General features: G+C 27.5%; 19 protein-coding genes, 2 tRNA genes and 1 pseudogene. 17 read left to right on the forward strand and 5 right to left on the reverse strand.

The genetic code is table 11. The features are described 5' to 3' along the window. Positions 1-65: 65 nt before the first annotated feature. Together ACD570_RS04690 and ACD570_RS04695 are read left to right on the forward strand one after the other, a co-directional pair. Entirely contained in the window at positions 66-1,382 is a 1,317-nt protein-coding gene (locus tag ACD570_RS04690; protein ID WP_417904441.1) for a replicative DNA helicase, read from the forward strand. Between the two features lie 314 nt (positions 1,383-1,696). Then, a complete protein-coding gene (locus ACD570_RS04695) occupies positions 1,697-3,358 on the forward strand; it encodes a P-loop NTPase fold protein (RefSeq protein WP_417904171.1) in 1,662 nt (553 codons plus the stop codon). Positions 3,359-3,560: 202 nt separating this feature from the next. Here the strand turns inward: ACD570_RS04695 and ACD570_RS04700 are convergent. After that, positions 3,561-3,647: transfer RNA gene (locus ACD570_RS04700), tRNA-Leu, on the reverse strand. Positions 3,648-3,821: 174 nt separating this feature from the next. Here ACD570_RS04700 and flgL point away from each other — a divergent pair. Both flgL and ACD570_RS04710 read left to right on the forward strand, forming a co-directional pair. Then, positions 3,822-6,077, forward strand: a complete 2,256-nt coding sequence (gene flgL, locus ACD570_RS04705) for a flagellar hook-associated protein FlgL (RefSeq protein ID WP_417904172.1) — start codon at positions 3,822-3,824, stop codon at positions 6,075-6,077. A 108-nt stretch (positions 6,078-6,185) separates the two neighbouring features. Next, complete coding sequence (locus ACD570_RS04710; RefSeq protein WP_417904173.1) at positions 6,186-9,155, forward strand: DNA translocase FtsK; 2,970 nt, start codon at positions 6,186-6,188, stop codon at positions 9,153-9,155. Positions 9,156-9,185: 30 nt separating this feature from the next. On the opposite strand, the gene rpsO is transcribed toward ACD570_RS04710, so the two are convergent. Next, a complete protein-coding gene (gene rpsO, locus ACD570_RS04715) occupies positions 9,186-9,458 on the reverse strand; it encodes a 30S ribosomal protein S15 (protein ID WP_200281601.1) in 273 nt (90 codons plus the stop codon). 151 nt (positions 9,459-9,609) lie between these two features. On the opposite strand from rpsO, the pseudogene ACD570_RS04720 reads away from it, so the two are divergent. The 5 genes and pseudogenes from ACD570_RS04720 (at position 9,610) to ACD570_RS04740 (ending at position 14,090) form a co-directional block, all read left to right on the forward strand. Beyond that, positions 9,610-10,025, forward strand: a pseudogene (locus tag ACD570_RS04720) (Rrf2 family transcriptional regulator). Then, positions 10,009-12,183: a flagellar biosynthesis protein FlhA gene (gene flhA / locus ACD570_RS04725; protein ID WP_417904174.1), complete on the forward strand. Its 2,175-nt coding sequence runs from the start codon at positions 10,009-10,011 to the stop codon at positions 12,181-12,183. Before ACD570_RS04720 ends, flhA begins: the two are co-directional and overlap by 17 nt. 8 nt (positions 12,184-12,191) lie before the next feature. After that, positions 12,192-13,250 (forward strand): DHH family phosphoesterase, encoded by a 1,059-nt coding sequence (locus tag ACD570_RS04730; protein ID WP_337214266.1) that lies wholly within the window; start codon positions 12,192-12,194, stop codon positions 13,248-13,250. Further along, entirely contained in the window at positions 13,225-13,461 is a 237-nt protein-coding gene (locus tag ACD570_RS04735; protein WP_337207110.1) for a hypothetical protein, read from the forward strand. Before ACD570_RS04730 ends, ACD570_RS04735 begins: the two co-directional genes overlap by 26 nt. Next, positions 13,458-14,090, forward strand: a complete 633-nt coding sequence (locus ACD570_RS04740) for a hypothetical protein (RefSeq protein WP_337199682.1) — start codon at positions 13,458-13,460, stop codon at positions 14,088-14,090. Before ACD570_RS04735 ends, ACD570_RS04740 begins: the two co-directional genes overlap by 4 nt. Here the strand turns inward: ACD570_RS04740 and ACD570_RS04745 are convergent. Beyond that, entirely contained in the window at positions 14,078-14,218 is a 141-nt protein-coding gene (locus ACD570_RS04745; protein WP_200283618.1) for a hypothetical protein, read from the reverse strand. The two genes, ACD570_RS04740 and ACD570_RS04745, sit on opposite strands and share 13 nt — an antisense overlap. A 171-nt stretch (positions 14,219-14,389) precedes the next feature. On the opposite strand from ACD570_RS04745, the gene ACD570_RS04750 reads away from it, so the two are divergent. From ACD570_RS04750 to ACD570_RS04785, 8 genes are all read left to right on the forward strand, one after another. After that, entirely contained in the window at positions 14,390-15,379 is a 990-nt protein-coding gene (locus ACD570_RS04750) for a c-type cytochrome (RefSeq protein ID WP_417904175.1), read from the forward strand. Positions 15,380-15,971: 592 nt separating this feature from the next. Continuing rightward, the gene (locus ACD570_RS04755; protein ID WP_337210826.1) at positions 15,972-17,036 is read left to right on the forward strand and encodes a tyrosine-type recombinase/integrase; all 1,065 of its coding nucleotides are present in this window, start codon (positions 15,972-15,974) and stop codon (positions 17,034-17,036) included. After that, complete coding sequence (locus ACD570_RS04760; RefSeq protein WP_417904176.1) at positions 17,026-18,801, forward strand: bifunctional chorismate-binding protein/class IV aminotransferase; 1,776 nt, start codon at positions 17,026-17,028, stop codon at positions 18,799-18,801. The genes ACD570_RS04755 and ACD570_RS04760 overlap by 11 nt, the downstream gene beginning before the upstream one ends. Continuing rightward, a complete protein-coding gene (locus tag ACD570_RS04765) occupies positions 18,798-19,367 on the forward strand; it encodes an anthranilate synthase component II (protein ID WP_200283611.1) in 570 nt (189 codons plus the stop codon). Before ACD570_RS04760 ends, ACD570_RS04765 begins: the two co-directional genes overlap by 4 nt. A gap of 67 nt (positions 19,368-19,434) precedes the next feature. After that, positions 19,435-19,833, forward strand: a complete 399-nt coding sequence (gene fspA / locus ACD570_RS04770; RefSeq protein ID WP_337198291.1) for a flagellum-secreted nonflagellar protein FspA — start codon at positions 19,435-19,437, stop codon at positions 19,831-19,833. 60 nt (positions 19,834-19,893) lie between these two features. After that, positions 19,894-21,150, forward strand: coding sequence for a UDP-N-acetylglucosamine 1-carboxyvinyltransferase (gene murA / locus ACD570_RS04775; RefSeq protein WP_337207114.1), 1,257 nt, complete (start codon positions 19,894-19,896; stop codon positions 21,148-21,150). Continuing rightward, positions 21,147-22,313 (forward strand): molybdopterin molybdotransferase MoeA, encoded by a 1,167-nt coding sequence (locus tag ACD570_RS04780; protein ID WP_337207116.1) that lies wholly within the window; start codon positions 21,147-21,149, stop codon positions 22,311-22,313. Before murA ends, ACD570_RS04780 begins: the two co-directional genes overlap by 4 nt. Positions 22,314-22,358: 45 nt before the next feature. Next, a tRNA-Gly gene (locus tag ACD570_RS04785) sits at positions 22,359-22,433 on the forward strand. Positions 22,434-22,994: 561 nt separating this feature from the next. On the opposite strand, the gene lepB is transcribed toward ACD570_RS04785, so the two are convergent. Further along, positions 22,995-23,846: a signal peptidase I gene (lepB, locus tag ACD570_RS04790; protein WP_337202010.1), complete on the reverse strand. Its 852-nt coding sequence runs from the start codon at positions 23,844-23,846 to the stop codon at positions 22,995-22,997. 8 nt (positions 23,847-23,854) lie between these two features. Then, complete coding sequence (gene folD / locus ACD570_RS04795) at positions 23,855-24,703, reverse strand: bifunctional methylenetetrahydrofolate dehydrogenase/methenyltetrahydrofolate cyclohydrolase FolD (RefSeq protein WP_417904177.1); 849 nt, start codon at positions 24,701-24,703, stop codon at positions 23,855-23,857. Positions 24,704-24,760: the final 57 nt, after the last annotated feature.

The following is a 24,760-nucleotide window of genomic DNA, read 5'->3' on the forward strand; positions in this document are numbered from 1 at the left end:
AAGGAAAAAAATTGCAAGAATATTTTGATTTGGATCTAGAGCGTGCGATTTTAAGCAGTTGTATTATGAGTGAAGACGCTTATTCAAGCATAGCAGGAGATATTGAACCTAAAGATTTCAGCCTTAAAGCCCATCAAGATATTTTTAAGGCTATCATCTCTTGTGCAAATTCTGGAGAACCTATATCTATAAGTTTTTTAAAAAAACATAAAAAATTAGATGAGCAAATTTTAAATGAAGTCATTGCTACGCCTTCAATGATTGATTTAGCCGCTTATGTTAATGAACTTCGCGAAAAATCGATCAAGAGGCAGCTTTTAAGTTTTGCACATCTTCTGCCAACTCGCATCAATGAAAATCGCGCCGTAAGTGAAATTTCAGACGAGATAAGCAAAGAAATTTTTAATTTAACCAATCGCATCAATACAAACGATATTAAGGGCATAGAACTCGTTTTAGAAGAGCTTATAGAGGAATTTAAAAAGCAAAAAACTCTTGAAAATAAAACCGTTATAGGTTTAGATACTGGTTTTGAAGATCTAAATCACATGACTAAAGGTTTTAAAGATGGTGAACTTATCATCATTGCTGCACGTCCTGGTATGGGAAAAACAACCCTATGTTTAAATTTTATCGATCAAGTTTTAAAGCAAGATCAAGGCGTGGTTATGTTTTCTTTGGAGATGCCTGCAACTCAAATCATGCAAAGACTTTTATCAGCAAAAACTTCAATTCCTTTGCAAAAAATTCTTACCGCCGATCTTAATGATGATGAGTGGGAAAGAATAGGGGATGCTTGCAATTTGTATTCTAAAAAAAAGCTTTTTATATATGATAGTGGCTATGCTACGATAACAGATGTTAGGGCTATTTTAAGACGTCTAAAAGCACAAGAGGAGAGCATAAAACTTTGCGTGATTGATTATATCGGACTTATGATGAGTAATTCAAATTTTAACGATAGACATTTACAGGTAAGTGAAATTTCAAGAGGGCTTAAGCTTTTAGCTAGAGAATTAAATATGCCTATCATTGCACTTTCTCAATTAAATCGTTCTTTAGAGCAACGTGCCAATAAGCGTCCGATGATGAGTGATTTACGCGAGAGTGGAGCGATAGAACAAGATGCGGATACAATTTTATTTGTATATAGAGATGAAGTTTATCGAGAACAAGAAGAAAAAGAGAGAGAAAATAAAGCTAAAGCAGAAGGTAAAGAATATAAAAGCACTTTTATACGCAACCCTATGCAGGAAAATGCTGAAATTTTAATCAGTAAAAATAGAAATGGCCCAGTTGGAACCATTGAAGTTTTATTTTTAAAAGAAAAATCATGTTTTGTGGATAAACCTAAATTTGAAAGTACGGAATTTCAAGGATAGCTTTAAATTTATAGCTTTTTTAAAGCTTAAATTATAGATAAATGAACTGTATAAATAAGCTACTATAAGTAAAAAGAGATGAAATAGGTAAAAAAGAATTTTAAAAGTATCTCTGAAAATTCTAATTATTTTTATAGTATTTATTTTTTTATGACAAAAGGCAATTTTGTTTATATAATATCAACTAGAAAAGTGATTTTAAAAGATAAAACCATATAAAGAGTAATTAAAAAATTAATTTAAATATTTATAATGATTATGTGAACATAAAAACTAGATATTTATAATTAAACAACCAAGAAATAGGATTTAAGATGAATTGCAAAAACAAAGAAGAATTGTCTTATAAAGAACAGATTAAAATTTTTCTAGAAGATAAAAATAAATATAGCTTGTTTATAAAAGGGAAATGGGGAGTAGGTAAGACTTACCTCTGGAAAGAAATTGAATATGAGATTTCTAATACGAAAAAGGATTTTGAATTAAATAAAATAAAATTAAATTTTTTCAGTCATTTGAAGTATTTGTATGAATTTATTATCTTAATTGTTAAATTTTTAATTAAATACTTTAGTTATTGTGAATTTATAAAACAAGATAAATCTTTAAGAGTTGTTTATATATCCTTATTTGGAAAAGAACACTATAGAGAAATCTTAGAGGAGATAACTCTTAATTCATATAAATATAATAAATTGGTTTATTTTTTAAGAAATTTAACTTTTTGGAAAATTTCTATTGGTTCTTTATTTCAATTTTTTATAAAACAAGATTTTAAAAATATAATTGTATGCTTTGATGATTTAGAACGAAAATCAGATAAACTGAATATCAAAGATTTATTAGGTTTGATTAATAATCTAAAAGAAGGAAAATGTAAAGTTATTTTAATAGGTGATGATAGCAAGCTTAATAATAAAGAAATTTTTGATAATTATAAAGAAAAATGTATAGATTTAGAAATTACCATAGATTCTAGACTTGAAGTTGTGCTACAAATAGTAAAAGAGAAATGTCCTCAAATAAATACTAAATTGCTTCCATGTGCTTTATTAAATGGTATTAAAAATCTAAGACAATTAAATAAGATTTTAAGTGCTTTTAATTATTTTCACGAAGAATTACATTTTAAAGAAAAACTAGTAGAAAATCCTGATTGTAAAGATTTTCTTGTTTATGTGTTTGAAGTAATCGTTGAAAAAATAGATAATGTTTGCACTATTAGTAGTGAATTACTTGAATTTAAACATTTATTTATCAAAATTATTGAAGAAATAATCAAAGATTACTTTAACAATGCAACCTATTTAATATCAAATAGAATGAGAGAAGTTTTTAATAGTGAGCTTGATAATTATCAATTGTATATATATCGTACTAATTTTATTCAAATTTTGTCAAATCTTATACAAACAAATGTATTTAATGAAAATGATAAAGAAAAAATTAATGAAATTTTACAATATATTGCTGATAAAAATAAAATTGATGATTTTATTGACCTAAGTAAAATAGGTATTGTTGATTTTTTCGCGCTTACTTATATTTTTGATTTGCATAACAATCAAGTAGTTATGGAAATTAAGAAAAAATATATAAGAAAATTTTACGGTAATTTTTCTCATATAGGGTTATTGTTGAAAATGGAACAAAATAAAAATGATGATTTATTAGAAGAATTTAATAAAATGGTGGAACATTTTGATAATCATTCAAATGAATATTTTCAAAATGAATATAAAACTCCAACTCAAGAAATAATGGATGGTGTAAAAAATTATTATAATTTTTATAATGTAGCAAAAAGTATAAATGCTACCAAAGATAAAACATTGTATAAGAATTTAAAAAACAATAAAATAACTTCATATTATTTAGATTATTTATTTTTAAATAAAACAAACCGAGAAAAATTTTCAAATCTATATGATGAATACAAGAATGATAATAAATCTTCAATAAAGGTGAATTGCTAGGCATTGTATTAAATTCTCTTTATGCTTTTATGAATGAATAGTTCAATACTTTTAAAAAGTTTTTTTATTATTAAATCTATTGATTGGTAATATTAATAATGAAGCATAAATAAAAAATATATTAATTACACATAATTTTTCAATTGTCAAAAAGCATTAAATTTTATCGAAGTTTTATTGAGAATAGATTGATTTTAAGAGATGGTGCCCGAGGTCGGACTCGAACCGACACAAGGTTGCCCTTACCAGATTTTGAGTCTGGCGCGTCTACCAGTTTCACCACTCGGGCTTGACTAAAATCATAATTATATTTTTTTTAGCTAAAAAACAATTTAAAATAAAGGTTTTAATGAAAAAATATTTTAAAAATATACAAAATTTCATTTTTTGGAACACTTATTGCTTATAAAGTTGTAGCAATATTGAGAAAAGATTCTAGTTTATTAATTTTTTAAGGAAAAAAATGAGAATTACAAATAAGTTAAATTTTACCAATTCTGTTAGCACTTCAATGGGTGGGCAAAGTGCCCTATATAAGATCTCTCAACAACTTGCTTCAGGATTAAAAATTCAAAATTCTTACGAAGATGCAAGCACCTATATAGACAATACTCGTTTAGAATATGAATTAAAAACACTAGAGCAGGTTAAACAGGCAACGAGTTCTGCTAAAGAATTAACCGAAAATAGCATGAAAGCTTTGCAAGATATGGTTAAGCTTTTAGAAGATTTTAAAGTTAAAGTTACTCAAGCGGCTAGTGATAGTAATTCTCAAACCTCAAGAGAAGCCATAGCAAAGGAATTACAACGCATTAAAGAAAGTATCTTGCAGCTTGCAAATACTAGCGTCAATGGTCAATATCTTTTCGCTGGGTCTCAAGTTGCAAATAAACCTTTTGATTCTAATGGTAATTATTATGGAGATAAAAATAATATCAATGTAGTAACCGGTTCAGGAACTGAAAGTCCTTATAATATCCCTGGATGGGATCTCTTTTTTAAAGCCGATGGAGATTATAAAAAGCAAATTACTACTAATATTAGCTTTAAGGATAATCGCTACACTGAAGCGGACAAAGATAAACAAGGATATTTAAATGGGGATTCTGCTTGGAAACAGCTTATCGGGCAAAATTATGTAAAAGATGGAAAATTAGATCCAGATAAAGATTTTGAAGATAAAGATCAAAAACTCGACTTTCCACCTTCAACACTTTATGTTCAAGGAACTAAGCCAGATGGCACAAGCTTTAAAAGTGCAGTTTTGGTAAAACCAGATGATAAAATAGAAGATGTATTAGAGCAAATCGGCGCACTTTATGGCAACACTGATAACAATAAAGTTGTAGAAGTAAGCATAAATAATAGCGGTCAAATTCAAATTACAGATTTAAAACAAGGCAATAATAAATTAGACTTTCATGCCGTAGCTTATACTCCACAAATGGATACAACTGAAGATTTTAAAGGTATGCTAAAATTTGCCAAAGAAAATGATCTTAAAATGGAAGATATTACCAACGAAGTTATGAAAGCTGCGATACAAAATGGTGATATTACTAATCCAAAAACTCCAGTTGAAATAACTCTAAAAGATAAAGATGGACAAGAGAAAAAATTTACCTTTAGTCTAGCTCAAACTGATTTTATCAAAAGCAATATGACTGATTCAGATGGTAATAAAGCTAATGGTGCAGATTATGATAATGTTTATTTTGAAAAAGATGGAAATACTGTTTATGGTAATGTTTCTCAAGTGATTAAAGGAAGTAATGCTTATGCAACAGATTCAACCAAGCTTAGCGAAGTCATGGCAGGAGATAGTTTAAATGGTACCACCTTAAATTTAAAAGTAAATTCTAAGGGTGGAAATACTTATGATGTGACTATAGATTTAGGAAATTCAACTGTAAGTTTTAAAGATCCTAATGATCCTCAGCAAACTATAAGTTTTCCTATCATGCATACTGATCCCACAACAGGAAATAGTGGGGTAGTAACTCCGTCAAATGAAATAACTTATGGGCAAATTAATAATATCATCGGTATGTTTGCTTCTGATAAAGTGCCTACTCAAACTATCAATCAAACAAATAACAAAATTGATGCTGTAGGTTATGATAATATCCAGCAGCTTATAAAAGACTCTCAAGCAACAGTCGATGTTAGCATGGATTATAAAGGACGTATTAGCGTTACAGATAAACTTTCTTCAGGAACCAATATAGGAATTTCTTTGAGCGATTCTCAAAGTGGTCATTTTCCTCAACCTCCTTATAGTGCAACTGCAAGTGTCGAAAATGGTCCAAATTTTAGTTTTAGTGCTAATAATGCTTTAACTATAGATGAGCCAAATGTCGATCTTATAAAAGATCTTGATACTATGATCGATGCAGTTTTAAGTGGAAACATGAGAGCAGATGGAAATTCAGCTGATCCAAGAAATACGGGAATGCAAGGTGCTTTAGAAAGGCTTGATCATTTGGCTGATCATGTAAGCAAACTCAATACAACTATGGGAGCTTATCATAATATCATAGATGGAGTAAATACCCGAGTGAGTTTTTTAAGTGTAAATGTGCAAAGTATCAAATCAAATGTAATTGATGTTGATTATGGTGAAGCTATGATGAATTTAATGCAAACTCAACTTGCATATCAAGCTTCGCTTAAAGCAAGTACTACTATATCTCAACTTAGTTTATTAAACTATATGTAAAATTATGCTATAATGGCTTCTTTAAAAATATTTTTTTAAGGAAAAAACATCAAAAAAGAAGCCATTTTTACTATTTCTACTTTTGGTATTTTTTATTTATGTCTTTGTATGCTAACTCCTAGTATGGGAAGTTGGATTTATAAAATAAATTTATTTTTATTTGGAGAATTTGGATATTATTATCCCTTTTTCTTATTTATTTTAAATTATTTTTATTATAAAAGAAATTATAAAATAGAAAATTTTTCACGCCAGGAGCTTTTTGGCATAGGTTTTGCTCTTTTTTCAACACTACTACTTTTTTCAGTACTTTATAGGGGTTATGGTTATATTTTAGAATTTATCTATACTATTTTTTCTACTCTTTTAGGACATATAGGAAGCGGTATTTTTGCACTTTTGCTTTTTGTTTTTTCTTTGATTTTATTGTTTCCAAAATTTGCAAAAGAACTTTTGAAGATAGAATTAAATTTTGCGATTTTGCTTAAATTGGAGCAAGCTTTAAAAACGTTTTTAATGAGAATTTTTGGAGGAGAAACCGATAAAGACGATATAGGAAAATCAGAACCAAAAGCTCCAATTGTAGAAGTTAAGCAAAAACATTTAGCTCAACCTTTAAGTGAAATTGAGGAATTAGTAAAAATTAATAATATTAATGCAAGTAAAAATTCTATTACAACAGCGAAGGAAAATTTTGAAAAATTGAAAAATCAAATTTTAGATGAAAAGGTAGAGATTGATAAAGAAAGTTTAGAAGAGGCGAAGAGTTTTGTTTATGAAAATTCACAACAGGTTAGAAATTTTGTGCAAAAAGCTAGTAGAAGTAGTATAAGTCTTGATGAAGAATTTAATTTTATTTTAAAAGAAGAGGTAGATATGATCCCAGAACGTTTTTTAAAACCTAAAAAACTTGAAGAAATCAAGCAAATAGATACCACAGGTAGAAATTTAGATGAACCAAGCTATAAAAGAAAAAATATAGAAATTTCGTTACCAAAACAAGAAATAAAACCAAAAATTTTCACTAAAGAATTAGAACAAAGAGAAGATTTGATACAAAAAGCAAAACTAGAGCAAGAATACAAAGCTTATCAAAATGAAATTCTTGAAAATAAAGTAAAAGCAGAAATTCAAGAATTACAAAAAGATGATAAAATAGGATTAGATTTAAATAATATTATAGAAGGTAATAAATATAATTTTGAAGAAACAATTCAAAATTTTACAAAACAAGAAGAACCTATAGAATCTAATTTCCAAGAAATTCACGAAAATCCTATAATAGAAGAAGAAACAATAAAAGCCAATCAAACATCTATACAATACCATACAAATTTTGAAGAGCCTGAAATTTTAGATTTTAACGAAGAGAATTTTAAACCTAAAGAAATAGAAAGTATGAATGAAAATACTGATGATTTTATGCCTGTAGTTGAAGAATTGGATCGTCCTTATATTGATCCAATTCCTGTTATCAAACTTCAAGAAGATGAAAAAGAGGAAAGTCAAAAAACTTTTGAAAAAATTAGCGAGCAAAATAACAATGAAATTAAAGAAGAGATTATAAGCGAAAACAAAGAAGAGGAAATTATTAAACAAAGAGCTATTTTAGCAAAAGAAATTGAACTCAATAAAGCGCTTTTAAAAGAAATAGAACAAGGAGAGATGGAGAAGCCAAAAGATTTTAAATTGCCTCCACTTGACTTTTTATCTAATTTTTCACAGCATAAATATGATGTTAATGAGCTTGAAATTGATAAAAAAATTTACAATTTGCTTGAAAAATTACGTCGTTTTAAAATAGGCGGAGATGTAACTAAAACCTATGTTGGCCCTGTGGTGACTACCTTTGAATTTCGTCCAAGTGCAGATGTAAAAGTAAGTAGAATTTTAAATTTGCAAGATGACTTAACTATGGCTTTAATGGCAAAATCTATACGTATCCAAGCTCCAATACCTGGAAAGGATGTAGTAGGTATTGAAGTTCCAAATGAAGAAATACAAACGATTTATTTACGTGAAATTTTAGAAAGTGAAGTATTTAAAAACTCTAAAAGCCCCTTAACTATCGCCCTAGGAAAAGATATCGTAGGTAATGCTTTTGTGACCGATCTTAAAAAATTACCTCATTTATTGATAGCTGGAACTACTGGAAGCGGAAAAAGCGTAGGAATTAATTCTATGCTTTTAAGCCTTTTATATCGCAATTCTCCAAAAACTTTGCGTTTAATGATGATCGATCCAAAAATGCTTGAATTTAGTATTTATAACGATATCCCACATCTTTTAACTCCTGTCATTACAGATCCTAAAAAAGCAGTCAATGCTCTTTCTAATATGGTTGCAGAAATGGAAAGACGTTATAGATTGATGGCAGATGCAAAAACCAAAAATATAGAAAATTATAATGAAAAAATGAAAGAAATAGGAAATGAAGAACTACCTTTTATTGTTGTCATTATTGATGAATTAGCTGATTTAATGATGACAGCAGGCAAGGATGTAGAATTTTATATAGGACGTCTTGCGCAGATGGCAAGAGCAAGTGGAATTCATTTAATTGTTGCTACCCAACGTCCTTCTGTAGATGTTGTAACTGGACTGATAAAAGCAAATTTACCGAGTAGAATTTCTTACAAAGTAGGGCAAAAAATAGATTCTAAAGTTATTTTAGATGCCATGGGTGCTGAAAGTTTGCTTGGAAGAGGGGATTGCTTGTTTACACCTCCTGGAACAAGTTCTATTGTAAGATTACATGCTCCATTTGCAAGCGAATTTGAAATAGAAAAAATTGTTGATTTTTTAAAGGATCAGCAAGAAGTTTGCTATGATGAAAATTTTTTACAAGATTCCAAAAATTCATCTTTAATTAATGATAATTTTTCAGATGATGGAGAAGTAGATGAGCTTTATGAAGATGCAAAAAGAATTATTTTAGAAGATCAAAAAACAAGCATTTCTTATATACAAAGAAGATTAAATATAGGTTATAATAGATCAGCAAATATAATAGAAAAATTAACAAAAGAAGGTTTTTTAAGCGAACCTGATTCTAAAGGAAAGAGACAAATTTTATGATATCCTTAAAATAAAGGATATCATAAAAAATTATTTATCTCTAAGATTTAATTCGTTGATTAATTTAGAGTAAGAATTGTAATCTTTTCTTTTAAGATAGCTCAAAAGTCTTTTTCTTTGTCCAACTAGTTTTAAAAGTCCTAATCTTGAAGAAAAATCTTTTTTGTAGATTTTTAAATGTTCTGTAAGCTCTGCAATTCTTGCGCTTAAAAGAGCTACTTGAACTTCTGTTGAACCAGTGTCACCCGGTTTTCTAGCGAATTTCGCAACAATTTCTGCTTTTTTAGCCGAATCTAAAGCCATATTGACCTCCTGATTGGTATATTTTAAAACTGTGATTTTATCAAATAAAAACCAAAAATAAACTGAAATAACTTTAATTTAAATTTTTTAAGCCTTTTTCTAAGAAAATTTTATTATAATTAAAAACTATATATTCTCAAAGGAGAAATTTGTGCTATTTACTAAAGCAAGCGAGTATGCTTTACTTTCTTTAATTTATATTGCTCAAAAAGAAAAACCTCAAGATGTAGATTTTCTATCGAATGAGCTTAATATTCCAAAAAGTTTTTTGGCTAAAATTTTACAAACTTTAGCTAGAGATAATTTGCTAAATTCTTTCAAGGGTACAAAAGGAGGTTTTACTTTAGCAAAAGAACCCAAAGAATATAATATTAAAGAAATTATAAATAGCGTAGAGAAAAAAGAAATCAGTGTTTTTGAATGTAGTGGAGGAGTGTGCCCTGATAATAAAGAAAAAAAATGCACCCTTATGCCTTTACTTATAGAATTGCAAGATAGAATAGATGGATTTTTAAGCTCTATAACCTTAGCGGATATTATAAAAAAATAAATGGCAAAAAAAAATAAAATATTTGACCTTGTCTTTCCTTTTTTAGGACCATTAATCGGGCCAATTTTAAAGGCTAAAAGTCTTACTATAGTTGGTTTTATAGTTTGTATTTTAGCTATTATTATTGTTCCTTTACCAAGTCCTATTTTAGACTTTTTTTTGGCTTTAAGCATTGCTTTATCGGTTTTAATTATCCTTATTTCTATTTATATTCCAAAACCAACAGATTTAACTACTTTTCCAACTTTAATTTTAATCATAACACTTTTTAGACTTTCTTTAAATATTGCTACAACTCGTATGATTTTAAGCGAAGGTCAAAATGGACCTGAAGTTGTAAGTGAAATTATTGCTTCTTTTGGTGAATTTGTGGTTGGTGGAAATATGGTTATAGGAGTAATCGTATTTTGTATTCTTGTTTTAATCAATTTTATGGTTGTAACTAAAGGAAGTACCAGAGTTTCTGAAGTACAAGCGAGATTTACACTTGATGCGATGCCAGGTAAGCAAATGGCTATTGATGCGGATTTAAATGCTGGTCTTATTGATGAACAAACAGCACGTGCAAGACGTCAAGAAATTATCGCTGAAGCAAATTTTTACGGAGCAATGGACGGTTCAAGTAAATTTATTAAAGGTGATGCAGTTGCTGGTATTATTATTACAATTATTAATATTATTGGTGGTTTTTTAATCGGTTCTTTTCAGCATGATATGCCATTATCTACTGCTGCTTCAACTTATACCATACTTACTATAGGAGATGGTCTTGTATCGCAAATTCCTGGCCTTATAACTTCTACGGCTACGGCTATTATTATTACTCGTGCAAGCAAAGATGAGGATAATTTTGCAGAGGGAACTTTAAATCAGCTTTTAAGTGAATATAGGACTTTATTAATTGTAGGTTTTGTTTTATTTATTTTTGCCTTAGTACCAGGTCTACCTCACTTATCTTTAGGCTTTATGTCTTTGGTATTCTTAGGTTTAGGATTTTTAACTAAGCAAGTAAAAGAAGGTAAAATTGAAATTATGGCAGCTAAAAAAACTAAACCAAGTGCGGCAGCTGGTAGCGGAGCAACTGCACCAAGTGCGGCAGCCCCTGCTAAGAAAAGCGAAGAAGAAATTTTAAAAGAAGAGGAACATAAAATTAATGATATTCTTAAAGTTGAAATTTTAGAGCTTGAGCTTGGATATGGACTCATAAAATTAGCTGAAAGTGAATTAACTGAAAGAATTAGATCTATGAGAAGAAGTATTGCAGAAAGCTTAGGGTTTTTAATGCCAAAAATAAGAATTCGTGATAACTTAAGACTTAAACCTAATGAGTATAGTTTTAAATTAAAAGGGGTTTCTATAGCGAGTGCTGAAATTTATCCAGACAAATATTTGGCTATGGATAGTGGATTTATCACTGAAGAAATTGAGGGTATAGCAACCAAAGAACCTGCTTTTAACTCTGATGCACTTTGGATTGATGCAAATTTAAAAGATGAGGCAACTCTTAATGGATATATAGTGATAGATCCTGCAAGTGTAATTTCAACCCATATGAGCGAGCTTATCAAATCTCATGCAAGTGAACTTTTAACACGCCAAGAAGTGCAAAATCTTTTAGATAAAGTTAAGAATGATTATCCGATTATAGTTGAAGGTGCTTTAAGTGTAGCGCCTGTAAGTCTTATTCAAAAGATTTTAAAAGATTTACTCAAATATCACATACCAATTAAAGATATGCTTACTATTTTAGAATCAGTTAGCGATATTGCTGAAGTAAGCAAAAGTTTTGATATGATCATAGAGCATGTAAGAGCGTCATTAGCAAGAATGATTACAAATATGTATTTAGATGATAAAGGAAATTTAGATATTTTTATTTTAGATTCTGCTAGTTCTGCAGTTTTAATGGAAAATGTTCAATTTAGAGACGGAAGTTATCATTTACCTTTGAGTGTAGCACAAACTGGTGTTTTGGTTGATACTTTAAGAGCTGAAGTAGCTGCAGTTTCCAATGGTCGTATTAAACCTTTTATACTTTGTGTTGAACCGCAACTTAGAAAATTTATTGCTGATATTTGTTATAACTTTAATATTAACATTGTTGTGCTAAGCTTTGCTGAAATTGCTGAAAATACTAATTTTAATACAGAAAGTATTATAAAGATAGAACTTTAAGGAAAATAATGAAAATTTATCATCTTTCACATACAGATCTTGATGGCTATGCTTGCCAATTTATTACTCATTTTTATTTTAAAAATGTAAAATTTTATAATTCAAACTACGGAAAAGAAATTAATGATAATTTTAATGCTATTTTAAGCGATATCGAAAAAGATGAAAATTTTGAAAAAGCAATTATTTTGATTACAGATTTAAATTTAAGTCTTTCTCAGTGTGAAGAATTTGGCAAAATATGTCAAGAAAAAAAAATTAAAATTTTTTTGCTTGATCATCACCAAAGTGGAGAAGAATGCGCAAAAAAATATTCTTGGTATTTATTAGATTCAAAAAGATCGGCCACTAAAATCACTTATGATTTTTTCTCTAAAATTTGCCATACAAATTTAGAACTTTCTCGTTTTGTTAATGTTGTGAATGCTGTTGATATTTGGCTAAATACTGATAGAAATTTTGAACTTGGTAAAGTTTTTTTGGGTTTAGTTGCTAACGCTAAAGAAATCAATCGAGTGATGTTTAAAGAAATACAAGTTTATTATATTTTTTTTCTTTTTGAAAGAGCTATTAAATTTATAGGAAAAGAAAATTCTCATATTTTACTTGAAAATGCTATTCACTTTATTAAAAAAGATTTTTTTATGAAAAATTATGATGATACGCTTGCTAATTTAATTTCTAGTTTTGTTGTTGAAAAGCTAGGAGAATTAAAAGATAAATTTACTATAGAATACGAAGAGCACAAGGGAATTTTAACCATTAATATAGGAAATACTTCCATCATTGGAAATGATTTTTTAATCAAAAATCCAGATTATGATTTTTTTATAGATGTTAGTTCAAGAAAAACATTAAGTTTTAGAGCAAATGGTAAGATTGATGTTAGTTTAATGGCTAAAAAATTAGTTAATGGAGGAGGGCATAAAAATGCAAGCGGTGGTTTATTTTCAGCCTATAAAGATAGTCCAAATTATTCTTATATCAAAGCTCAAATTCTTGATCTTATCAAAAGCAAAGAATTAACAAAGGAAAATAAAGATGTCCAGACAAAAGAACTTAAATGAAGAATTAGAGGATTTACAATACGAATTAAGCATTGTTTTAGAAGCCATGCTTTTATATGCTGGTGTTAAAAGAGAAAAATTAGAATTAGCTATTGAGGCGTATATAGATAATATAGATTCAATATTAAAAGATTCTAAAAAAGAAGGCGTTGAGGAAATTTTAGAAGTTGTAGAATTTTTAAAAAATAATCATAAGGACTTATTTGTATGAAAAAAATAGCTTCAATATTTTTAAGCTTATATTCTTTAAGTTATGCCAATATTTATGAAGATTTAAGTGATTTTGCTTATAAAAAAAAATCCGATAAAAATTTTAAAATTGAAAATGTAAAAATAGTGCATTTTTCTAAAAATAATAAAGAATGTTTGGAGCTTTTAATAAAATCTAATCAAGTGCAAATTTTAAAAACTTATAATTCTTGTAAAAATTTAGAAAAAGATTCAAATTTTAATGATTTTTTAAATCGTGATTTTCTAAATTTATATAAAAACAATGGACAAACAATCTCTGAAATGATTCAAGATTTAAAACGTGCTATGCAAGATATTATGATTTATTATAAATTGCATTATAATTTTAGTCAAAATATAAATGATATGAGTAAAAATAAGAATTTAAGTATTTTAAATATAGATCCAAAAGAGGGCGGAACTTTACTTTATAAAGTTAATAACCAAGCATGTGTTGGGATAGAACTTTTAAGACATAATTCTAAAATGGCTATGAAGGTCTATGGTATAGAAAATTTAGATAAAAAATGCAAATTCTTTACAGAATCTCCAGATTTTAAAGATATTTCCTATACAGCAAAAGATTTTAATTGGTATTATTTAGAATAAAAAAATAATTTAATTTTTAAAAAGACTTTTTTGAAAAAATTGATTTTATTGGAAAAATCATTTTGTCCTAAATTTTGAAAAACACAAGTGTCTAAATCTCTTTTTTCTTGGATACTTAAATTTTTCATTGTAAATCTTAACCTTATATAAAATATTGCAAATAGGTATTTTATTTTAAATTACTTTAGTTTTTCATTAAAAATTTAGCGATTAATCCTTTTTTTAATTTTCATTGACTTTTATTAACCAAAGTTATATAATTAATTACGATTTAATTTTCTAAAAAGGAGAAAAAGCTTATGAAAAAGAAAATTTCTGTAGCTTTGACACTATTGTTATTTGGAAGTTGTGCATTTGCACTTGATCAAAAATTAGAAAAAACTAAAAGTGCTACAGGTATTAATTTACCTAAAGCCAAATGGGTTTTACCTGAAGCATTAAATGAAGATGGTACAATCGATGAAAGTAAAATGCCAAAAGATTCTAAATATGCTCAAATGGTAATTTTTGGTAATAAAATTCTTAATGAAACTAGCAAATATACTGGACCTCAAGCAAAAGATCCAAAGAAAAGATTTGCTGGAAATAATTTATCTTGTTCTAGCTGTCATGCAGCAGCTGGGAGTGTTCCAAATCAAGCAGGTTTTGTAGGGATTTGGGGAAGATTTCCACAATATAATGCAAGAGCGGATAAAGTTATTACTTTAGCTGATAGGATTAATGGTTGCTATGAAAGATCTATGAATGGCAAACGTATGCCAGAAAATTCTCCAGAAATGAAAGCAATGCTTACTTATATGCAATGGTTATCTCAAGGTGTTCCAGTAGGAGCTAAAATCGAAGGACAAAGTCTTAAAAAAATAGATTATCTTACAAGAGCGGCAGATCCAAAAAAAGGTAAAAAAATTTACATGGATAAATGTGCAGTTTGTCACCAAGAAAATGGTCAAGGTTTAAAAAATGAAGATACCAAAGGAGCTTATTATATCTATCCACCATTATGGGGAAAAGATAGCTATAATACAGGAGCTGGAATGTATCGTTTGATTAAAGCAGCTTCTTACATTAAGGAAAATATGCCTCAAGGAGATCCTAATTTAACTCTTGAAGAATCTTATGATGTAGCTGCTTATATGAATTCTCAAACTCGTCCTATAAAACCACATAGAGATCAAGATTTTCCAGATAGAAAAGTAAAACCTTTAGATATGGATGTTGGACCTTACGATGATAGCTTTTCTACAACACAACATCGCTATGGACCTTACAAACCAATGTTAAAAAAATAAAAATTTTATCAGGCAATAAAATTATCTTGCCTGATAAATCTTATTTTAAATTCTTAATTTTATAAAAATTTTTATTTCAAATTTTCTTTTACTGTTTTAAATAACTTTAAAAATTAAAATAGGGTAAAAAATAATAAAATCATCATTTAAAAAATAACTTTCTTAAAACAAAAATTCTCAAATAAATTTTTATATTTTTTCTTCGATTATAAAAAAAATAATTTTCAAAAATCAAAATAGAGTATTGAAAGTAAAAAATAATAAAGCTAAAATTTAGTTTTCAAAATACAGATAAAAATTAATAAATTTTTATGATAAATTTTATGGATAAGTTAAAAAATTACAAAAGGTAAAGTATTTAAAACATGAATTCTTTATGCTTTAAAGCATAAAGAATCACTTTATTTCTATAAAAATAAAAAAGTTTGAAAATTATAGTTTTCAATACAAAATTAGAATTTAATATGTATTTTTACCTTTTATCATACTTTTTTAAGTATTTCAATCTTTTTAATTTTTTAACTCATAAAAAGCTTTTTTTTACTAAGTTGATACTAAAATACTCTTTCTAAAATAAGATTGGGAAATAAAAATGAAATATCCTTTAGATTGTGAAGAAAATTTTGAAAAATCTTTTTTATTTTGGTTAGCTAAATATGTGAAATTTAAACTTAATTCTCTTTCAAATAAAGAGTTAAAAAATCCAGAAGTTTTAGCAAAAATTAATTTCTCGCTTACCAAAGGTGTTGCAAATATAGAAGAATTAGATGCTTTGGCTAAAAAAGCAAGAAATATAGGCTTAAGTGGAGTTAATACTTATTTTAATCCTTTAAAAAAACTTTTTGAATATTTAAAATTTTATAAACTTCACTCCTTAAAACAAATAGATGAAGAGTTAATTGTTGAAATTCTAGCTAGTATCACAGGATCTTTATCTGATGCAAGCAAAAAAAATCACCGAATTGCCGTGATTAATTTTTTTGATTTTTTAGATAAACAAAATGAAGAAGATAATAAATCTCATATTTTTGATATTAATCTTAAAAATTGGGCGGGAATTACTGGTTCTAAAGGTGTAAAACTTCCTGAATTTATGAGCGAAGAAGAAGTTAAAAAATTTCTTGATGCAATAGAAAATGCTGATTTTAAAAATAACACCATACGCAATCAACTTATTATAAAAATTATCATTTTTACAGGAATTCGTGTCAGCGAAGCTATTAATATAAAAATGGGCGATATTAGCGAGGAAAATGATCTTTATCTTATAAGAATAAGATCAAAAGGCAATAAATATCGTATTGTTATGATTAAAAAAGAACTTATAGAACATTTACTTAAAAATATCCAAATTAATTATATGAGCAAAGATACCTTGCTTTTTGTTAATAAAAAAGGTACTCCCCTAACCCAATCTTATATTAGTCGCATTGTTGAGCAACTTCTATTTCGTGCAGGAATTCGCAAACAAAAAAATGGAGCACACATGTTACGTCATACCTTTGCTACCTTACTTTATAAAAAGCAAAAAGATTTAGTTTTGGTACAAGAAGCTTTAGGCCATGCCAGTTTAAACACTTCAAGAATTTATACTCATTTTGATAATGATAAATTAAAACTTGCTGCACAAGTAGCAAAGGAAATCAGTGAACGCTGAAAATTTTGCAGTTTTTGGAAAATATTTATATTATGATTTAAAATACATTTTAAGAGCTTATAATCAAAAACAAAGTAAAAAATATTTTAATTTTGTGGAAAAATATAAAGAAAAATTTTATTTTATAGTTCTTGCTGATTATGAATTTTATAAATACTTATATAATGCAGATTTTAAAAGCAAAGAAGCTTATTTGGTATTTTTTGCCTATAAGAAAAGGAAGAAATTCTCTTCTTTGGTTATTGATGAGAATAGATTTTTACCCTCTTTTTGTGATGAATTAAATTTTCAAAACTATAAAGAAAATTTCTTAAAAGTTAAAGAGGCAATTGCTAAGGGTCAAAGTTATCAAGTTAACCTTACTCAAAATTTTCATTTTAATACCTTGCTTGATAGTTATTATTTATTTAATCTTTTATTAAAAAAACAAAATACACAATTTAAGGCTTATATTAAAGATAAAAACCGAGAGATTTTATCTTTTTCTCCAGAATTATTTTTCAAAACTAAAAATAATACAATTATTACAAAACCTATGAAAGGAACAATAAAACGGGATAAAGATCCAAAAAAAGATAAAGAAAATAAATTTTTCTTAAAAAATGATATTAAAAATTTAAGTGAAAATGTAATGATTGCAGATCTTTTAAGAAATGATCTTTCCAAGCTTATTAAAAAACAAAGTATGAAAGTAAAACTTTTTAAGATAGAAAGTTACCCTACTTTACATCAAATGACTTCTATAATCAAAGGTTTGTTAAAAAAAAATATAAATTATTATAAAATTTTTAAAGCTCTTTTTCCTTGTGGATCCATCACCGGCGCTCCTAAACTTGAAACCATAAAACTTATCGAAAAACTTGAAAAAAGAAAACGCGGAATTTATTGTGGCTCTATAGGACTTATACATAAAAATAAAAGTAAATTTAGTGTTACAATACGCACTTTGGAAAAAAGAGAGAATTATCAATATAGTGTGGGCGGTGGATTGGTTTGGGATTCTGATTTAAATAATGAATTTGACGAATTAAAATTAAAATCTGAATTTTTAATGCCTAAAGATTTTTTTCTTTTTGAAACCATGTATTATAAAAATGGTAAAATTTTATTTTTCAAGCAACATTTGCAAAGAATTTTAAATTCAGCTATAAAGTTTGGTTTTAATACGCAAATTTTACTTAAGGAATTTGATAAAATATTGCAAGAAAAAGCTAATATAAATGAATTTTTAAACCTAAATATTCATAAATTAAATAAAAAGCTTTTTTCAAAGGAGCATAATTTATTTTATACTAGTCACTTTAAATCTAAACATAAGCAAGCCATTATAAAACTTATTTTAGAAAAAAATGGAAACTATCATATTTCTTATAGTCATATAAAAAATAATATAAATAATACCCTACTTTTAAGCAAGGAAAAATTAAACTCAAAAAGCGATTTTTTATACCATAAAAGCTCTATAAGAACTTTATATATAAATAAAGAAGAATTATGGAAAAATGATTCATGTTATGATATAGCGTTTTTTAATGAAAAAAATGAACTTTGTGAAGGAACAAGAAGCAATATACTTATAAATAAAAATGGAAAATTTTATACACCCGCTTTAAATAGTGGCTTATTAAATGGAATTTATCGTTCTTTTTTAGTGCAATTGGGTTATGTGCAAGAAAAAAATATTTATAAAAAAGATTTAATAGAAGCAGATGAAATTTATTGTATTAATTCTGTTAGAGGCTTAAAAAAGGTTATTTTAGAATGAAAAAAATTTTATTTATAGATAATTATGATTCTTTTAGTTATACCATTATTTTTTATTTAAAAGAATTAGGATATCAATGTAAAGTTATAAAAAACGACGAATTTAAAAAAGTAAAAAATTTAGATAAATTTGATTTTACACATTTAATTATCTCTCCAGGTCCTAACTCCCCTAAAGAATCAAAATTAAGCCTTAAAGCTATTAAATATTTTAAAAAAAGTAAAAAAATTTTAGGAATTTGCTTGGGGCATCAATGTATTGCTAAAGCTTTTAAGGGAGAGGTAAAAAAAATGAATAACCCTATCCATGGTAAAACTTCAACTCTTATTTTTAAAAAAGACCCACTTTTTAAAGGTGTAAAAAAAAATATTAAAATTTGCCAATATCATTCCTTGCATATAAGCAAAATGCCTAAAAAATGTAAAATTTTAGCCAAAAATTCTCAAGATATTATCATGGCAATTAAACATAAAAAATATAGTATTTATGGCATACAATTTCATCCTGAGGCTATTTTAAGTCAACAGGGTAAAAAAATACTACGTAATTTTATGAAAATTTGTTAGTTAATAGGTGTAAATAATAATAAAAAAGAGACGATATAAAAAATATATGAAGTTAAGGAGAAATAATATGAAAATTGATAATACTCTAAAAGAATTAAGTCAATATACTAAAATAAATACAGATAATACACAAAAAGAAAAAGAAACAAAAGATGCGCAAAAGCTAGATTCAGCTGTTGAAGTTACTATTAGCAAAGAGGCAAAAGAAAAATCTAGTAAGCAATTACAATCTAAAAATAATCAAAATTCCAATGAATCAAATTCTCAAGATGATAATACAGATAAGCTTGCAGAATTGATGCAAAAGTTAGCAGAAATACAAGCAAAAATAGCAGAACTTACTGGAAAAATGGCTAATGCTGATAAAAATCAACTTGCAAGTTTGCAAAGTCAAGTTGCAACATTGATTGGTCAATCTGCAACTATTCAGGCACAAATTCAAGAGATTCAAAATCAACAAAAATAAATAATTTTTCCAAAAGTTTAAGAATGCTATAATAAAGCATTTTATTTTTTAAGGAAAAATATGACTTTTTTGGAAATTAAAGGTGTTGATTCTTTAGAAGGTGAAGTTCAAATTAGCGGCGCTAAAAATGCCGCCCTACCCTTAATCGCTTCTACTATACTTGCTAAAAATGAAGTAAAGATATCCAATGTCCCAAATGTAGCTGATATTAAAACTTTAATATCTCTACTTGAAAATTTAGGCGCAAATACCTATTTTCAAGATAATACAGCAATTATAAATACAACCACTCTTAATCAAACTATCGCTAAATATGATATTGTGCGTAAAATGCGAGCTTCTATACTCACACTAGGCCCCCTACTTTCACGTTTTGGACATTGTGAAGTTTCATTACCTGGAGGTTGCGCTATAGGTCAAAGACCGATCGATTTGCATTTAAGTGCTTTAGAGAAAATGGGTGCAAATATAGAAATTAAACAAGGCTATGTAATTGCAAATGGAAAACTTAAAGGCACTGAAATTCTTTTTGATAAGATCACTGTCACAGGTAGTGAAAATATTATTATGGCTGCAGCTTTAGCTAAGGGAAAAACTAAAATTTTAAATGTGGCCAAAGAGCCAGAAGTTGTACAGCTTTGCGAAGTATTAGCTAATACAGGATTGGATATTAAAGGCATAGAAAGCAATGAGCTTGAAATTTATGGTACAGATGGAGAGCTTTTAAATTTCAAAGAATTTAGCGTAATTCCAGATAGAATTGAAGCAGGAACTTATCTTTGTGCAGGAGCTATAACAAATTCTCAAATTAGCCTTAAAAAAGTCAATGCAGAACACTTAGGGGCTGTTTTAGCAAAACTCCACCAAATGGGTTTTAAAACTCAAATAGAAAATGATAACATTATCTTATTTCCGGCTAAAAAAATAGAACCTATAGAAATTTTAACTAGTGAATATCCAGGATTTCCAACAGACATGCAAGCACAATTTATGGCTTTGGCTTTAAAAGCAAAAGGAACAAGTATTATTGATGAAAGACTTTTCGAAAATCGTTTTATGCACGTAAGTGAGCTTTTAAGGATGGGTGCAGATATAAAACTTAATGGACATATTGCAACCATAGTTGGCGGCAAAGAACTTAATGCAGCTGATGTTATGGCTACAGATTTACGTGCTTCTTCAGCACTCATACTTGCTGCTCTTGCTGCTAAAGGTACAAGCAAAGTGCATCGAATTTATCACTTGGATCGAGGTTATGAAAATTTAGAAGAAAAATTTAAAGCCTTGGGGGCTAAAATTACAAGGCTTGAAGAATGAAAAATCTTTTTGAAACTTTAAAAGATATAGAAAAAGAAGTCATACCTTTAGAAGAAATTGAAATTATTAGCTTGGAAAATGCAACAAATCGTATTTTAGCAAAAGATCTTTATGCGCAGAAAAATTTACCTAGTTTTGATAATGCAGCATTAGATGGATATGCCTTTAATTATATGGATTTAAAAGAAGCTTTAAGTATAAAAGGTGTTATTTTTGCAGGTGATAGCAAAACTTATGAAATAGATAAAAATGAATGTTATAAAATTATGACTGGGGCAAAAATGCCAAAAAATGCTGATACAATTTTGATGGTTGAGGATGAATATTTAGAAAACAATAAACTTATTATTAAAAAAAATCCTAAGCAATTTAATGCAAGACGTCTAAAAGGCGAAGAATTAAAACAAGGTGAATTTTTATTAAAAAAAGGCACAAAGCTAAATTCAAGACATATTGCACTACTTGCTTCTCAAGGAATTTATAAAATCGAAGTTGTGAGAAAAATTCGCATTGGTATTTTTTCAAGTGGCAATGAACTTAAAGAACCTTGGCAAACTTGTGATGAAGAAAATATCTATAATGTTAATGCCTTGTCTTTGATGAGTATGTTAAATTATTGCGAAATTCAGTATCTTGGAATTATAAAAGATGATTTTAATATAATTAAAAATACTCTTTTAAAAACAAATTTTGATCTTTTGATTACTTCTGGTGGTGCGAGCATGGGTGAAGCTGATTTTTTAGAAAAAGCCTTTGATGAATTAAATTATAAGGCTATTTTTAAAGGTGTAAAAGCACGGCCTGCGCGCCCTAGCAAACTTTACAAAAAAGATAAACAATTAGCTTTAGTTTTACCAGGAAATCCTATGGCTGCTTATCTTTCTTGCTTTATTTTTGCTAAAAAAATTATTAATTTGCTTAATAACACTTTTGAAAAATCTTTTAAAATCAGTGCTAAAATGGGTGTTGATTTAAAGATTAAAAAAGGAAGAAATAATTTTATTTTGGGAAATTTAGAAAATGAATTTTTCATACCCTTTAATAATAATCAATTTGGATCAGGCATGATATTACCTTTAATTAATAGTGAATTTTTACTTATAAGTGAAGAGAAAATAGAAAAATACCATAAAGGAGATCATATAGAACTTTTAAAGCTTTAATCCTTGACAAAGAATAAAAAATTTATTACAATTTTGCCTTTACTTGCGGGAATAGCTCAGGGGTAGAGCATAACCTTGCCAAGGTTAGGGTCGCGAGTTCGAATCTCGTTTCCCGCTCCACTTAATCTTTCTTTCTTGAAATTAATAAAATTTTTTCCATATCTTAATTTTAAACAATTAAAAGAAATTATGATTTTTAAATAAAATTAGCAATATTGCTAAAAACAATATTGCTAAAAAACCAAACTTTAATTTAGAATGATTAATTTAAAGCTAAAAGAGTGAAAGATGAAGTCAAGGAAACCAATTTAGCTTTAAACTTACTCTTTGAAAGATGTTCATATCTTTAAACATTATATATTATTTAAAGATAATTGAAATTATACTAAAAAATAACTAAAATTATAAAATTAATTTTTTTTATAATTTAGATAAATAAAATTTATGTAAATTATTTTTTGCTTATAATTTTTCTCTTATATTAATTAGTTTAGTTTTAACAAAGATTTTCTTTAACTTTTTTCACAAATAAATATTTTTACTTTCATTTTTTAAAAAAAATGAAAATTTGATTAATTGTATTCGAATAATAAGTATGATTTATTGGTTTTTATAAGCTTTAAATTTAATTATAAAGTATTGAGAGATATTGAAAATTTCTTAAGAAATTTTCAATGGTTTTTAACCTAAAGTGTCATTTTCGTCATAATCATGAATATAAGCATCATTATTTTCTAAAGTATCAACATTTCTTCCTATTCTTTCCCATCTAACAATGCCTTTATTATCATCCCAAGAAAAATACACAAACCAAGGTTTTCCTACTATAAATTTATAAGGAACACTTCCCCAAAAACGACTATCATAAGAATAATCTCTATTATCTCCCATCATAAAATATTCATCCTTAGGGACTTCAAAAATATAAGCATTTCCTCCGCTAAAACCTACTTGTTCTCCAAGTTCTTTAAAATAGGTTGGAGACATAGCAAAATCATTTATAGCAAAATGTGCTAATATATCACTTTCTATATCTTTTTTTAAATCATAATGAATCCCTTTTTCTTTATAAGGCTCTTTAACATAAATCTTTCCACCAAGCTTAACAAGGTCTTTAGGATAATGAGAGCGCATAAATTCATCGCCTTCATGCATTCTTACATAAAGAGTTTTATTTGCATAAACTATTTTATCTCCCCCTACCCCAACACAACGTTTAACAAAATGCTGCTTTGCATCCCTAGGATACCTAAAAACCACTATATCCCCTCTTTTTGGCCCTGACCCAGCGATTAAATGACCATTTTTATTAAAATCTGGTAAAACAGGAATTTCAAGCCAAGGAATATGTGGGGTTGGGATACCATAACTGAATTTTTTAACAAATAAAAAATCATGTATTAATAAGGTATTTTTCATAGAACCACTAGGAATTACAAAAGCTTGCATAAAGAAAAACATAACCAAAAGAACAATAATAACTGTCCCAGTCCAAGATTGACAAAATCTATAAAGTTTTTTAAAAAAAATCATGAATTTTCCTATTTTAGTCTATTTTTAGCCGATCTTACGGTATTTTCTAAAAGCATAGCAATAGTCATTGGCCCAACTCCTCCAGGAACTGGAGTAATAAAACTTGCTTTTTTTGAAACATTTTCAAAATCAACATCACCTACTATTTTACCATTTTCAAGACGATTGATACCAACATCTATAACAATCACTCCTTCTTTAACCATATCAGAACGCAATAAATTCACACATCCAGCTGCCACTACAATTAAATCGGCTCTTTGAGTGTATAATTTTAAATCTTTTGTTTTAATATGACAAATACTCACTGTTGCACCAGCATTTAAAAACATCGTAGCCATAGGGCGTCCAACTATATTTGATTCTCCTATAATAACAACATCTAAGCCTTCTAAAGTGATTTCATAAGATTTTAAAAGTCTCATAACACCAAGCGGGGTGCAAGGTAAAAATCCACTTTCTAAACCTAAATTTAAATACCCCACATTAATAGGATGAAAGCCATCTACATCTTTACTACTTATAATGCTTTCTAAAATTAAATTTTTATTAATATGACTTGGTAAAGGTAGTTGCACTAAAATTCCATGCACACTATCATCGTAATTTAAAGTATTAATAAGTGCTAAAAGTTCATTTTGGGTTGTATTTTCATCAAGATGATATACCAAAGACTTAATCTCACATGCTTCGCAAGCTTTAGCTTTGGAATTAACATAAGTTTGGCTTGCAGGATTGTTTCCAACCAAAATCACAGCAAGACAAGTCTGCATGCCCTGTTCTTTAAGTATTTGATTTTTTTCTTTAAGTTCTTCTTTGATTTTTAAACTTAAGGCTTTACCATCAAGTAAAATCATTACTTTCCTTTTATAAAATTTTATTACTTTTTTAAAGTAAAAATTGTATCATATTAA

The sequence above is a fragment of the Campylobacter sp. LH-2024 genome, from assembly GCF_048270605.1.
Lineage (GTDB): Bacteria > Campylobacterota > Campylobacteria > Campylobacterales > Campylobacteraceae > Campylobacter_D > Campylobacter_D molothri.

Excerpts from the sequence above, each read along its gene's own strand:
- ACD570_RS04690 (WP_417904441.1), top strand. The coding sequence starts at position 66 with ATGAGTGAAGACGCTTATTCAAGCATAGCAGGAGATATTGAACCTAAA.
- ACD570_RS04695 (WP_417904171.1), top strand. The coding sequence starts at position 1,697 with ATGAATTGCAAAAACAAAGAAGAATTGTCTTATAAAGAACAGATTAAA.
- flgL (WP_417904172.1), top strand. The coding sequence starts at position 3,822 with ATGAGAATTACAAATAAGTTAAATTTTACCAATTCTGTTAGCACTTCA.
- ACD570_RS04710 (WP_417904173.1), top strand. The coding sequence starts at position 6,186 with ATGCTAACTCCTAGTATGGGAAGTTGGATTTATAAAATAAATTTATTT.
- rpsO (WP_200281601.1), bottom strand. The coding sequence starts at position 9,458 with ATGGCTTTAGATTCGGCTAAAAAAGCAGAAATTGTTGCGAAATTCGCT.
- flhA (WP_417904174.1), top strand. The coding sequence starts at position 10,009 with ATGGCAAAAAAAAATAAAATATTTGACCTTGTCTTTCCTTTTTTAGGA.
- ACD570_RS04730 (WP_337214266.1), top strand. The coding sequence starts at position 12,192 with ATGAAAATTTATCATCTTTCACATACAGATCTTGATGGCTATGCTTGC.
- ACD570_RS04735 (WP_337207110.1), top strand. The coding sequence starts at position 13,225 with ATGTCCAGACAAAAGAACTTAAATGAAGAATTAGAGGATTTACAATAC.
- ACD570_RS04740 (WP_337199682.1), top strand. The coding sequence starts at position 13,458 with ATGAAAAAAATAGCTTCAATATTTTTAAGCTTATATTCTTTAAGTTAT.
- ACD570_RS04745 (WP_200283618.1), bottom strand. The coding sequence starts at position 14,218 with ATGAAAAATTTAAGTATCCAAGAAAAAAGAGATTTAGACACTTGTGTT.
- ACD570_RS04750 (WP_417904175.1), top strand. The coding sequence starts at position 14,390 with ATGAAAAAGAAAATTTCTGTAGCTTTGACACTATTGTTATTTGGAAGT.
- ACD570_RS04755 (WP_337210826.1), top strand. The coding sequence starts at position 15,972 with ATGAAATATCCTTTAGATTGTGAAGAAAATTTTGAAAAATCTTTTTTA.
- ACD570_RS04765 (WP_200283611.1), top strand. The coding sequence starts at position 18,798 with ATGAAAAAAATTTTATTTATAGATAATTATGATTCTTTTAGTTATACC.
- fspA (WP_337198291.1), top strand. The coding sequence starts at position 19,435 with ATGAAAATTGATAATACTCTAAAAGAATTAAGTCAATATACTAAAATA.
- murA (WP_337207114.1), top strand. The coding sequence starts at position 19,894 with ATGACTTTTTTGGAAATTAAAGGTGTTGATTCTTTAGAAGGTGAAGTT.
- ACD570_RS04780 (WP_337207116.1), top strand. The coding sequence starts at position 21,147 with ATGAAAAATCTTTTTGAAACTTTAAAAGATATAGAAAAAGAAGTCATA.
- lepB (WP_337202010.1), bottom strand. The coding sequence starts at position 23,846 with ATGATTTTTTTTAAAAAACTTTATAGATTTTGTCAATCTTGGACTGGG.
- folD (WP_417904177.1), bottom strand. The coding sequence starts at position 24,703 with ATGATTTTACTTGATGGTAAAGCCTTAAGTTTAAAAATCAAAGAAGAA.